Here is an 11698-nt window from a genome sequence, read left to right as displayed (position 1 = left end):
AATTGGCATCTGTATAAAAAGCGCCATCTGATCGAAAACATGTTCGCAAAGCTGAAAGACTGGCGACGGGTGGCAACACGATACGACCGCGGCACTCATATCTTCATGTCCGCAATCCATATCGCAGCAAGCTGCACCTTCTATCTTAAAGAATGAGTCCTGAGCCTAGATGATGGTATTGTCAGGAATACTCATTGAAAGAACGAGACATGCGTAAAATATCCTTATTCCTTCTTTCTATCGCGCTGCTAGCCCCTTCAATGACTCATGCCCGATCATACGGTGGCGGAGGACGGTTGTATGGTGGTTACAGTCACGTAGAAGCGCCACGCTCTTATTCCGCGCCGTCTTATGGTCATGTAAACCCAAGAAATCACTACACGTCCGGTTATACGCGTGATAATGGAACGCACGTGCAGTCGTATCATGCAACCAATCCAAATCAAATGCGGAACGATAACTATAGTACACGGGGAAATATTAACCCTTATACTGGGCGGTTAGGCACCAAAAACCCAGATTAAATTTTGTGAGCACTTATTGTAATGGAGTGTTTACATCTTATTTATTTTTGACTGTTTGAGCTGGACGTTCGGCCTGACTTTGATGGGGGCTGGGGGTGCCCCCCACAGTGCATCTGCGTTAAACGCCAAATAAGCAGCCTATCCCGCTTGTAACACTCATGGCCACAATGCCCCAGAACGTAACACGCAGTGCAGGCCGCAATGGTGCAGCACCCCCGGCCACTGCACCGGCAATGCCCAATAAAGCCAGTGCGACGATGGAGGTGAGAGAAACACTCCACGCAACCCATGCAATCGGGCTCAAGACAGCCGCCATAACAGGAAGTAAAGCGCCTGATGAAAAAGCGGCAGCCGAGGCAAAAGCAGCCTGAAGGGGTCTGGCAGCAGTGGCATCGGAAAGGCCCAGTTCATCTCTCGCATGTGCGCCTAGGGCATCATGTTGCATAAGAGCGATGGCAACCGTATGTGCCAGTTCCTTGTCCAGACCTCTATTATGATAAATGCCTGCCAGTTCAGCGACTTCTCCATCCCAATCTACGGCAAGTTCGTGTTTTTCCCGGGCAAGATCAGCATGTTCGGAATCTGCTTGTGAACTGACCGAAACATATTCCCCCGCAGCCATGGACAAGGCCCCTGCGACAAGTGCGGATAGTCCGGCAACAAGGATGCTGGTGTGTGTGGCATGTGCGCTGGCGACCCCGACAATAAGGCTGCCGGTGGACAGGGTTCCGTCATTGGCGCCAAGCACGGCTGCGCGGAGCCAGCCCAGTTTTTCAACAGTATGGCGTTCGGTTAAAGGATGAAGGCGCGACATAAGGATTCCTGTTGTTCAGGGTCAATGCCGCTTAGGACTAACAAGGTGATCTGCGTCTCTGCAACATATATTTTATTATGATATTGCGAGTAATTTTCAATAATTTTTATGGTTGGTGGAATAGGTTTGTCGTTCATTTTCAAGTCAGGAAAGTATGATACAGAGGGTATACCAGACTCCATTTTTGCCGGGATATACATGACGTATTCAACTCCAGACATCAGGGATTCCCAGCGTTATGATGGGCCGACCATTGCTTTGCACTGGGTGACTGCTTTTTTGATGCTTTTACAGTTCACGCTGGGAGAGTGCTGGAGCTGGCCAGCAAAACCCGTGCATCATCTGATGGTTGTTGCACACCTGAGTGCAGGAATAGTGCTGAGTGCGGTCATGGTATTGCGTATTGTCTGGCGCCTGACAAAAGGGCGGCATCTGCCAGATGCCTCTAGGCCTGTCAGTCGGGTGCTGGCGCTTGGGGTGGAATATACGCTTTATGCACTGATTCTGGCAGAAATTGTGTTGGGTTATCTCTGGCGGTGGGGTGGCGGGCAGGCCATGAGCTTTTTTGGGGTGTTAATTCCGCCTCCGTTTGCGCATTTCCGGGCCACGCCACTAGGGTGGATTCATAGTGTGCACGATTGGAATGCGTGGCTGATTATGGCCCTTGCAATAGGCCATGGCATGGCTGCTCTTTTTCATCATTTTGTTCTGCGTGATAATATTTTGCGGCGTATGCAACCCAGTGTTTGCGATGTTTTCAGGTGCGAGAAGTAAGCAGCCATCCTTTGGTCCGGTCGGCCAGTTTGTGGGGCATGATGTAAAATAGTATTATGGAAAACATATTATATTTCAGAAATTTTTTTATATTCTGTATTTTTCTCTTCGTTCAGGTTCGCGTCATTTTCCCCTGATATGCATTAAAAAACGATTGGGGATATGATATGAACGTGCCGACCATTCCGCAACGGGCAAACCTTGTTGGCAAGATGGCCCGTTATGGATCTCTGCTGCTGCTTATGCTGGTTTTAGATGCAAGACTGGCGCGTGCGGACGATGCAGCAGAACATGCCTGTGACACGGTGGAGCAGGGCCTTTTGCTGCATGTTGATGGCACATATGGGGGCTATCCTTATTCCGTTCTGCGCGCTGCGGTGTTGGGGGGCCTGACCTGTCCATCTGACAAGCTGGAATTACAGGCATTTGGTGTGATAGCTATTCCGCCGCCGCATATGCGTATTACCGTCATGCGGCCTGTGGGGCAGGGGCAGCAGGGCACAATTTCTGCCATGTTGTACGCACAGGGGCGTTTTGTGATTGGTGAGAGAATGTCTCTTTCCTCATTTTCCCGCACCCAGTCTCCGGCATCTGTAAAAGCGGATATCAGTCTTGTCACAACCAATCTGTGGAGAGACTTGGGAGCACGGATTACGCATAATAAACCGATTATTCCATAATGCCTGTGTGGGAATAATTGTATGCGCAGCCTTATGTTTGCAACGGTGTTTTGTTCAGCTTTCAGCATTGCCGCCGTAAAAGCGCAGCCCGTGCAAGATGGTCTTTCGTTTCATGATGCGGTGCGTCTGGCATGGGCTATGGACCCGGTGAGAAGCGAACTTCAGGTCGGGCATCGTGCTGCGCGGGCACGGGCCAATGCGGCCGGGTCATGGTTTGCGGGTGGTCCGACGTTAACAGGTGAATATATGGATGACCACGCCATTGGCAGTAATGAGGGATACACGACCTATCAGGGTGGTGTATCCGTGCCACTGTGGCTGCCGGGGCAGGGGAGCGCCACCCAGCAGGTGGCCGGTGCTGAATCGGAAAGTATAAGCGAGCAGCTTAATGTAGAGCATCTGGCGCTCTCTATTAAGGTTCTGGATACCGCAGCGGTGCTGCAAATTGCTCAGGCGCGCTTACGTGTTGCAAACGACCTGTATAAAGCCGCAAGCCGGATCAGCCAGGCTGCTGTGCATGCCGTGCGTAGTGGCGAACTGGCGTTGTCGGATAGTCAGATGGCGCAGGCAGGGGTGGAAAATGCCAGAAATGAACAGGCTCTGGCGCGTGAGGCGGTAAATAATGCCAGTGCAGAGCCGGAGGTTTTGCTTGGTAATTCCGCCGGTGTGGACCTTGAGAAGAGCGAGGGTCTGGCACATGCGCGTTTTGTGGACACGCGCGAGATGGAAGACAATGACCCGCGCGTAAAAGCGGCCCATAGGCGCGTTGAGGCCGCACATGCCAATATGAAGCTGGCCCGCCGGTCTTTTATGCCTAACCCCGAAATCGGTATCGATGCGATACATGAAAAACAGTACGGCAGCCCGTGGGATGACCGGGTTGGCATTAACTTCAGCGTGCCATTACCCAGCGAGGTGCGGAATACGCCCATCATGTCCGAGGCGAGCAACAGGCTTGCTGCGGCTGATAGTGAGGAAATACAGGCGCGTCGCATGGTTCATCTGGAAATGATACGGGTTCGTGAGCGTTTGCTTGCGGCTACGGCGGCACGGCAGAGTGCGCGGATGGCAGCAGAAAATCTGGACCGTCGCGCTGCAGCACAGGAACGCGCCTGGCAGGTGGGGGAAGTCGCGTTGGGGACAACTCTTCAGGCGCAACAGGATGCTAGCACCGCCCGGTTGGCGCAGGCCCGGGCCGAAGCGGAATGGCGTGTGGCAACCATTCGCATGTTGCTCGCCATGGGAGTGGTGCCATGAGAAAGCTGGTTCTATTTTACATGGTGTTGTGCGCCAGTTCTCCGTTAACAACCTTTGCGGCGGAACAGCTTTTGCCAGCAGACGTCGTGTTGGATCATGCAGCACTTAGCCATAATAACCTTGTGGTCGCCCCCGCATACCCGGGCATGGTTTATCCCACTTTGGCTGTTGTTACTCAGGTTGTGCCTGACCCGACCCGCCTTGTACACCTCCACCCTGCAGGGAGTGGCAAGGTTGTGGCGGTGCTGGTGCAGCCGGGCACACGCGTTACACAGGGGCAGGCTTTGCTGCGTTATCAGGATCATGCGCTGCATGCCACGCGGTTGCAGGCTGCGCAGGCGCAGGCAGCCCTGAGCGCGGCCTTTGCCGCACGGCAGGATGCAGCACAGGCTGTGCATCGGGCACAGCAACTGGTGGGGCAGAGCGTGTCTGTTGCCGAGTTACGCCGCAGGCAGGATGTGCTGGCGCAGGCGGAGGCCAGCGTGCGGGTGCATCAGGCGGATGTGGATACGCTGGGACACAGGTTTAATGAGGAATTCAACTCTGTTTCCGAACAGAGTGCGCGGCAAAGCCAGAATGAAATTTCCACTCTGATTTCCCCTCTGGATGGTGTGGTGCAAACTCTGGATGCTTCGGTCGCAGCGGATCTGAGCGCGTCTCAGGAGATTGTGACGGTGGCGGACCTGTCTTGCGTATGGCTTGTTTCCGATATTTTGCCAGAGCAGGCACATCTTATTCAAACAGGGGGGCAGCAGATAACCACGGTAGGGGCGCAGCCTGTGGTCTCGCGGATCGATACGGTGGAGGGGCTGGCCAGCCCGCTTACGGGCCTGCTCAAGGTGATAAGCCATGTGACTGACCCGGCTGGCCGTCTGGTGCCCGGCATGGTGTTGAATGCGACATTGTCTGAAAAAAATGGAGTGTCGGGGCTTATTGTTCCATCGCAGGCCGTGCAGACAATAAACGGTCGTTCCGTGGTTTTTGTGCGCAAGGATGCAACGCATTATCGGCCTGTGGAGGTGGATGTTGCTTTGGATAATGGTGAGCAGGCGGTCATTCACGCAGGGCTGCAAGAAGGAGAGCCAGTGGTTGGGCAGGGGAGCTTTGTTCTTCGCTCCGTTCTGGAACTGGCCGGAATGGATGCGGACTGATGATTGCCAGATATCTGCAAGCTCTTATTCGTAATCGCCTTTTGGTTGTCAGTGCGCTGATCTTGTTTGTTGTGGTCGGGGCTGTGGTGGTCACGGGGCTGCCGGTTGAAGCCGTGCCCGATATCTCGCCCAAGCAGGTTCTTGTTTCGGTTGTGGCTCAGGGGCTGGCGACGGAGGAGGTGGAAAAACTTATTACATTTCCAGTAGAATCTACCATGACAGGTCTTCCCGGTATGGTGGATTTGCGTTCTGTCTCACGCAGTGGTGTGTCAGTTGTGTACGCACAGTTTGCGGATGATACGGATATCAACCTTGATCGCACACGGGTGAACGAGCGTATGCAGCAGGCCCGGGCAGCCATATCTGTCCCGGGTATTACGCTGAGCATGGGGCCGCTCGCCACGGGCATGGGGGAGATCATGCAGTTCCAGATCAAGGGCGCCGGTCGGTCCTTGCTGGAACTGAACCGGCTTATGAACTGGGTTGTGGTACCGCAGATGCGCCTTGTCCGTGGTGTGGTGGATGTGAATGTCAACGGCGGGGGGGAGGAGACCTATGAAGTTACTCTGGACCAGGCGCGCCTGATTGCCAGCAACCTCTCTGTAGGGGATGTCTACCGCGCGGTGGATGCCAACAATGCTGCGTCTGGCGGTGGCTGGATTACACACCATGCGGAGCAGCAGGTGGTTGTCGGGCGTGGTCTGGTTGGCAGTCTGGCGGACTTTGGCGCCATACCAGTCAAAAGCAACGCAGATGGTTCCGTCCTGCGGCTGCGTGATCTGGGGCGTATTGATACGGGAGTACGTACCCGCCTTGGCGCCGTCACGCGTGATGGTGAGGGAGAAATTGTGACGGGTGTGGTAATGATGGAAAGCGGAGCCAGCTCCAATGCCACACTGGCCGCCATACAGGAGGCTCTGCCACGTATTGGGCGGAGTTTACCCCGTGGGGTTACGCTGGAGCCATACTATACCCGTTCAACACTGACCGGAAACACCATAGCAACCGTGCGGGATAATCTGCTCATGGGTGCGGCACTGGTTGTGGGTGTTCTGGTCGTTGTGATCGGGAGTTGGCGGGCCGCACTGGTTATGACGTCTGTTATTCCTGTTGCTCTTGTCAGCGCTATGGCAGGCATGCGTTATTTTGGAATTTCAGCCAATCTGCTCAGTCTGGGGGCCATTGACTTCGGGATGATTGTTGATGGCTCTCTGGTGGTCATCGAGCATATTCTCGCCCGTAGGGAAGAAGAACCAGAGGCCAGCTTTGTGCCTTTGGTCATTTCCTCCGTGCAGCAGGTCATAAGGCCAGTAGGGTTTGCCATACTGGTGATTGTCATGGTGTATTTGCCGGTACTGACCTTGCAGGGCATAGAAGGCCATATGTTCCGCCCCATGGCGCAAACTGTCATCATGGCGTTGCTGGCTTCTTTAATCTACTGTTTTGTCGGCATGCCCGTTCTGGCCGTTCTGGTGCTGGGGCGGGTGCGCCCCAAAGGGGATACATGGCTGATCAGTTTTTTGCGGCGGCCATATACTGTTATGCTTGGGTGGGGGGAGGTTCATCCCCGCATCCTGTTTGGTGGCACCTTGGCCTTGTTGGGTGTTTCCATCGGGTTGGCAATGCATTTGGGGGGGGAGTTTATTCCCCAGCTTGATGAGGGCGCTCTGGCGGTTACAACAACACGCCTGCCTTCTGCTTCGTTGCAAACCGTGCTGGCCTCGGTATCCCGTCAGGAGCAGATTTTACGCCGCTTTCCTGAAGTGAGGACAGTTGTCAGCAATACCGGCACTTCGGCTATTCCAACTGATCCAATGGGTGTGAATGAAACAGACAGTTTTATTATTCTGAACGACCCCACAACATGGAAAACAGCGCGGACACAGGCCGGGCTGGTGGCGATTATGAATGATGCCTTACAGCGTGAACTGCCCGATGCGCTGTACTCCTGGAGCCAGCCTGTGCAGATGCGTATGGATGATCTTTTGTCCGGTGTGAGAACCCAGATTGCTGTCTCCATTTACGGAGATGACCTGAACACCCTTGCGCGATTGGGGGAGGCCGTAACCGCTGCCATGTCTGAGGTAAAAGGCGCAGCAGATGTGGCTCCTGCAGGGGAGGGGAGTATTCCGTTGATTGTGATTGACGTGGACAGAGTGCAGGCAGCCAGTCGCAATGTGTCCTTGCAGGATATTCTGGACACTGTGGAGGCTGTAGGGGGACATCTGGGGCGGCCAGTCAGTGTTGATAATGCCATTATCAGCACTCAGGTCCGGTTTGATGCCCGGCAGGTTGCCTCTGCTAAGGCTATCGGTGCTCTAAAAGTCCGGCGGGCGGATGGTCAGGGTTATGCCCTGCTGGCGCAGGTCGCGCATGTGCGTGAGGTGGATGGTCCATCACGCATCAGTCGGGACCGGGTGCGTAGGCGTATGGTTGTGCAGGCCAATGTGCGCGGGCGTGACCTTGCCTCCTATGTTGCAGAGGCGCAGCTCCGCGTGCGCCAGAAGGTCCGGCTGCCTGCCGGTTATACAATGGAGTGGCAGGGGCAGTTCCAGAACCTGCAATCTGCAACCCATCGGTTGGAAGTTGTGCTGCCTATTGCTCTGGGGTTGATCTTTGCCTTGCTTGTTTTGGCCTTTGGGGCTGCTTTGCCTGCACTTTTGGTGTTTATGAATTTACCGGTCGCCGCAACCGGGGGTATTATTGCCCTGACACTCAGGGAAATGCCGTTCAGTATTTCCGCAGGCATCGGGTTTATTGCGTTGTTTGGTGTAGCCATTCTGAATGGTGTTGTGCTGATCAGCGAAATATCGGCATTGCGCGCTGGGGGGATGCGGGTTGCACAGGCAGCTTCCGGTGCAGCGCAATCGCGCTTTCGGCCCGTTATGGCAACGGCTCTGGTTGCCAGTCTGGGCTTTTTCCCCATGGCGTTTTCCCAAAGTGCGGGAGCAGAGGTTGAGCGTCCGCTGGCCAGTGTTGTTATTGGCGGTCTTGTGTCTTCCACCCTGCTCACACTTCTGGTTCTGCCCACCCTGTATGCCCGCGTTGTGCGGGAAAAGGAGCCGGAGTAATGCGTATTCTGGTTGTGGAAGATGAGCATGATCTGGGAGCAGCCGTGCAGGAACGCGTCAGTCTGGAAGGCCATGCGGTGGACTGGTTCATGACGATGGAAGATGCACGGGCGGCGCTGGCAACTGTCGATTATGATTTTTTGTTGCTGGACATGGGGCTGCCGGATGGCCATGGGCGGGATTTGCTGCGTGAGGTCAGGCAGGCGTCAGGGCACCTTGCTGTTCTTATCACCACAGCAGAAGACCAGATTAGCGACCGCATTGCGGGTCTGTCCGAGGGAGCGGACGATTATATTGTCAAACCTTATGATCTGGATGAACTGGTTGCCCGCATTGCGGCTGTGGCGCGCCGGTACATTACTCCTCGCAAGCAGTCAGTGCATCAACTGGGGGAGTTGACCATCGACCGAGCAAATCAGTGTGTGTCCCGTAATGGCCAAAAGTTGGAACTGACAGCGCGAGAGTGGACGATTATGGAACTTCTGTCACGCAATCCGGGCCGCATTTACTCCCGCCAGCAGATAGATACAGTGCTTTATGCCCTGGATCATGAAGTTGATAGCAACACGGTAGAAGTTTTTATAAGCCGATTGCGCCGTAAGCTGGGGAACACAGCAATCAGAACCCTGCGTGGTCGTGGTTACTGCCTGAATGACAAGACCCAGCCCGCATGAAAAGCTGGAAACTCTCGACCCGCATCGTCAGTGGTATCTTGATGGTGGTGGTGCTGGGCATGGTGTTGCTCAGTGTGGCAGTGGGTGGTTTTACCCGTTATGAGGTGACGGAAAGACTGGATAATTCCTTGCAGGAAGTGTCCGAGCGTCTCCAGACAATTGTTACCGAACGTATTCAAAAACAGGCACCCACTTCAGTCGCATTGTTGCCCGAAGTAGGGCCGCGCACACTTGCTTATCAGGTACTTGATGATGCAGGGCATATTGTGTTGCGCTCGCAAAATGCTCCCAATGCTCCGTTTGTTAGAGATTTTCGGCCCGGTTTTGTCAATGTGGCGGCGTTCCGGGTTTATGTGGCCGCACCCAGTGCAGAAAAATACCATGTACTGGTAGGGGAGCCAACATTCCACCGGCAGGAGGCTGTCCGGCGGGCGATCATGATTTCGATTGTGCCTATGCTGGTCTTTTTGCCGTTTATCTGGTGGTTGGTGCGTCTGATTGTTCATCGTGCCCTGCGCCCTATGGACCGGCTGCACGATGAGATGCGCGCACGCGGGAGCGGCAACCTCCAGCCGATCCCTCCACTGAATTTACCTGATGAACTGCTGCCTATCCAGCAGTCGGTGAACACGCTGCTGGAACGGTTGGAAACAGCCCTGTCTACAGAACGTGCTTTTGCTGCCAGTGCGGCGCATGAACTGCGTAACCCACTTGGCGCACTTCTGGCGCAGGTGCAGATGTTGGGGCATGTTCTTCCCGCCGGGTCGGATGTTGGGGAACGGGTGGAACTGATAGCCAACCGTACACGTAGACTGGCGCGAACTGTGGAAAAACTGCTGCAACTGTCCCGCGCGGCATCCGGGGCCGCATTTCGGCGGGATCGTTTTGATGTGCTGGCCATTTTGCATGTTTTGGTGGATGATCTATCTTGCAATATATCCAATAATGTGACGATCACCGTGCACAATAACAGTATTTCCAAAATGCTGGTTTATGGTGACATGGATGCAACGGGAATTCTGCTGCGCAACCTGCTGGAAAACGCCATTCTGCACCGCCACCATGCAACGCCTGTGCATGTTGTAGTTTCGCCTGATGGGTGTGTTGACATAACAAACGACTGTACTGCCCTTAAGCCCGCAATACTGGCACGCCTGACAAACCCGTTTGTGCGTGGTGGCAGCACGGCCCATGGCAGTGGTCTTGGGCTGGCTATTGCGAGTAATATTGCCAGTCAAATGGATGCACGCTTTACACTTTATTCGCCATTGCCGGGAACGGTGCGCGGGTTTGGGGTTTGTATTCAGTTTCCTGATATGGAAATTTATTGTGAATTAGAAGGATAATACGTAGCGAACACGTTAATGGCGGGGGAGCCTGTCCTTGCTACGAGGTAACTGAATTTCGCAACGTAATCCGGGCGCGTTATCCCGTAATGTGATGTGCCCGTGATGGAGTTGGATAATAGCCCTGACCAGACTCAGGCCCAGCCCAGTGCCGGGAATAGACCGGCTATGGTCCAGCCTTACCATTTTCTCAAATACACGCTCGCGTTCATGTTCGGGAATACCAGGGCCGTTATCGGCTATGATGAGTGTATCGGTTGTGTCCGTAGTAAAGGAGGAAACTGTAATTGTGCTGCCAGCCGGGCAGTGATTGGCGGCATTTTCCAATAGATTGGCGAACATTTGTACCAATAAAACCTTATTGCCGGAGCAGGTCATATCGTCTTGCGCAAGAGCGACTAGAAGAGTTTGTTTTCGTTCTTCCATAATCGGGTGATAAATGTCTGTAATGGAGAGCAGAATTTCCCGAACAGAAACATCTTGAATGTCCGGAATGCCTGAGCCAGCTTCCATTTGGGCAAGTTTGAGCAAGGAAGAAAAAATTTCCAATGCTTCATCAAGGTTGGCTTTGGCGCAAGTTAAGGCATTGCTCTGCGCGGGAGAGCATTCCTGCTGCATGGCATCATCCAGATGCTGACCAAGGTGTGCCAGAGGGCGGCGCATATCATGGGCAATATCATCTGTAACCCGATGCAGGCTTGCAATCAGGCGTTCGTTCCTTTCCAGCATGGCGTTCAGACTTGTAGCAAGGTGGTCGAATTCATCATTGCTGGCGTTCAACTCAAGCCTTCTGGACATATCCCCACGCATGATGTCGCGGGCTGTCTGGCTGATGGCTTCAATCTTGCCAAGCACAAAACGGCTGACAAGCAACCCGCCCCCAGCCCCGATAATCATAAAAACTGCCATACCCCAGATAAATGTAAACCACAGGTCGTGGCGCAGGGTCTGTATAGGTTCGGCGTCAATCCCGACAAACAGATAGCCTCCATCTTGCAGGATTAAACCATACCCTATGACCGGTCGGCGCTCGGGGAGGAGGGAGCGATGTGTCCATGTAAGGTTTCGCCACCCTTGATCGGGTTTGAGATGAAGCATATTACCCGTGACAATGCGCTCCTGCGCATCTTGCAGCAGGTAATAAAACCCCGGCCCATTTCGGACCAATTCGGCCATGACGGGACGTAAATGGGCAACATCGTGGATACCGGCCTGAGAAAGGGCTTCTTCTCGTTCGTCCGAGACAGATTTTTGTATCTGCCGGGTTAATAAAGACAGGCTGTGGTAGCCTGAAATAGCCATGACACAAAGACCACTGATAACAAAACATCCTGTAAATATAGCCATGATACGGAATGATGAGCTTTTGAAAATTGAAAACTGGTAGGTGCTCGGCTTTACATGTTC

Annotated in this window: 9 protein-coding genes and 1 pseudogene; 8 read left to right on the top strand and 2 right to left on the bottom strand. The window is 54.0% G+C overall.

Annotation, left to right across the window (positions count from 1 at the left end; translation table 11 throughout):
* Window positions 1-156 (top strand): annotated as a pseudogene (locus tag HK26_RS13865) (IS5/IS1182 family transposase); the annotation flags it as partial.
* Between the two features lie 486 nt (window positions 157-642).
* Here the strand turns inward: HK26_RS13865 and HK26_RS07375 are convergent.
* Entirely contained in the window at window positions 643-1338 is a 696-nt protein-coding gene (locus HK26_RS07375) for a VIT1/CCC1 transporter family protein (protein ID WP_086639189.1), read from the bottom strand.
* Between the two features lie 198 nt (window positions 1339-1536).
* Between HK26_RS07375 and HK26_RS07370 the strand changes: the two genes are divergently transcribed.
* The 7 genes from HK26_RS07370 to HK26_RS07340 all read left to right on the top strand — a co-directional run bounded on the left by HK26_RS07370 (window position 1537) and on the right by HK26_RS07340 (window position 10291).
* Window positions 1537-2112 (top strand): cytochrome b, encoded by a 576-nt coding sequence (locus HK26_RS07370; RefSeq protein ID WP_257640910.1) that lies wholly within the window; start codon window positions 1537-1539, stop codon window positions 2110-2112.
* Window positions 2113-2279: 167 nt separating this feature from the next.
* Window positions 2280-2792, top strand: a complete 513-nt coding sequence (locus HK26_RS07365; RefSeq protein ID WP_143296309.1) for a hypothetical protein — start codon at window positions 2280-2282, stop codon at window positions 2790-2792.
* Between the two features lie 21 nt (window positions 2793-2813).
* Complete coding sequence (locus tag HK26_RS07360) at window positions 2814-4049, top strand: TolC family protein (protein WP_086639187.1); 1236 nt, start codon at window positions 2814-2816, stop codon at window positions 4047-4049.
* The gene (locus HK26_RS07355) at window positions 4046-5200 is read left to right on the top strand and encodes an efflux RND transporter periplasmic adaptor subunit (protein WP_086639199.1); all 1155 of its coding nucleotides are present in this window, start codon (window positions 4046-4048) and stop codon (window positions 5198-5200) included. Before HK26_RS07360 ends, HK26_RS07355 begins: the two co-directional genes overlap by 4 nt.
* Entirely contained in the window at window positions 5200-8271 is a 3072-nt protein-coding gene (locus HK26_RS07350) for an efflux RND transporter permease subunit (protein WP_086639186.1), read from the top strand. The genes HK26_RS07355 and HK26_RS07350 overlap by 1 nt, the downstream gene beginning before the upstream one ends.
* A complete protein-coding gene (locus tag HK26_RS07345; RefSeq protein WP_086639185.1) occupies window positions 8271-8945 on the top strand; it encodes a response regulator transcription factor in 675 nt (224 codons plus the stop codon). Before HK26_RS07350 ends, HK26_RS07345 begins: the two co-directional genes overlap by 1 nt.
* The gene (locus tag HK26_RS07340) at window positions 8942-10291 is read left to right on the top strand and encodes a sensor histidine kinase (RefSeq protein ID WP_086639184.1); all 1350 of its coding nucleotides are present in this window, start codon (window positions 8942-8944) and stop codon (window positions 10289-10291) included. The genes HK26_RS07345 and HK26_RS07340 overlap by 4 nt, the downstream gene beginning before the upstream one ends.
* A gap of 15 nt (window positions 10292-10306) precedes the next feature.
* On the opposite strand, the gene HK26_RS07335 is transcribed toward HK26_RS07340, so the two are convergent.
* Window positions 10307-11593, bottom strand: a complete 1287-nt coding sequence (locus HK26_RS07335; protein ID WP_180539414.1) for a sensor histidine kinase — start codon at window positions 11591-11593, stop codon at window positions 10307-10309.
* Between the last annotated feature and the right edge of the window lie 105 nt (window positions 11594-11698).

The sequence above is a fragment of the Acetobacter okinawensis genome, assembly GCF_002153655.1.
GTDB classification, from domain to species: domain Bacteria; phylum Pseudomonadota; class Alphaproteobacteria; order Acetobacterales; family Acetobacteraceae; genus Acetobacter; species Acetobacter okinawensis_A.
The sequence above is the reverse complement of the archived record's forward strand: the minus strand, read 5'-3'. Positions and strand labels throughout refer to the sequence as shown.

Bases quoted from the DNA above. Each gene is read 5' to 3' on its own strand.
- HK26_RS07375 (WP_086639189.1), bottom strand. From the start codon at position 1,338: ATGTCGCGCCTTCATCCTTTAACCGAACGCCATACTGTTGAAAAACTG.
- HK26_RS07370 (WP_257640910.1), top strand. From the start codon at position 1,537: ATGACGTATTCAACTCCAGACATCAGGGATTCCCAGCGTTATGATGGG.
- HK26_RS07365 (WP_143296309.1), top strand. From the start codon at position 2,280: ATGAACGTGCCGACCATTCCGCAACGGGCAAACCTTGTTGGCAAGATG.
- HK26_RS07360 (WP_086639187.1), top strand. From the start codon at position 2,814: ATGCGCAGCCTTATGTTTGCAACGGTGTTTTGTTCAGCTTTCAGCATT.
- HK26_RS07355 (WP_086639199.1), top strand. From the start codon at position 4,046: ATGAGAAAGCTGGTTCTATTTTACATGGTGTTGTGCGCCAGTTCTCCG.
- HK26_RS07350 (WP_086639186.1), top strand. From the start codon at position 5,200: ATGATTGCCAGATATCTGCAAGCTCTTATTCGTAATCGCCTTTTGGTT.
- HK26_RS07345 (WP_086639185.1), top strand. From the start codon at position 8,271: ATGCGTATTCTGGTTGTGGAAGATGAGCATGATCTGGGAGCAGCCGTG.
- HK26_RS07340 (WP_086639184.1), top strand. From the start codon at position 8,942: ATGAAAAGCTGGAAACTCTCGACCCGCATCGTCAGTGGTATCTTGATG.
- HK26_RS07335 (WP_180539414.1), bottom strand. From the start codon at position 11,593: ATGGCTATTTCAGGCTACCACAGCCTGTCTTTATTAACCCGGCAGATA.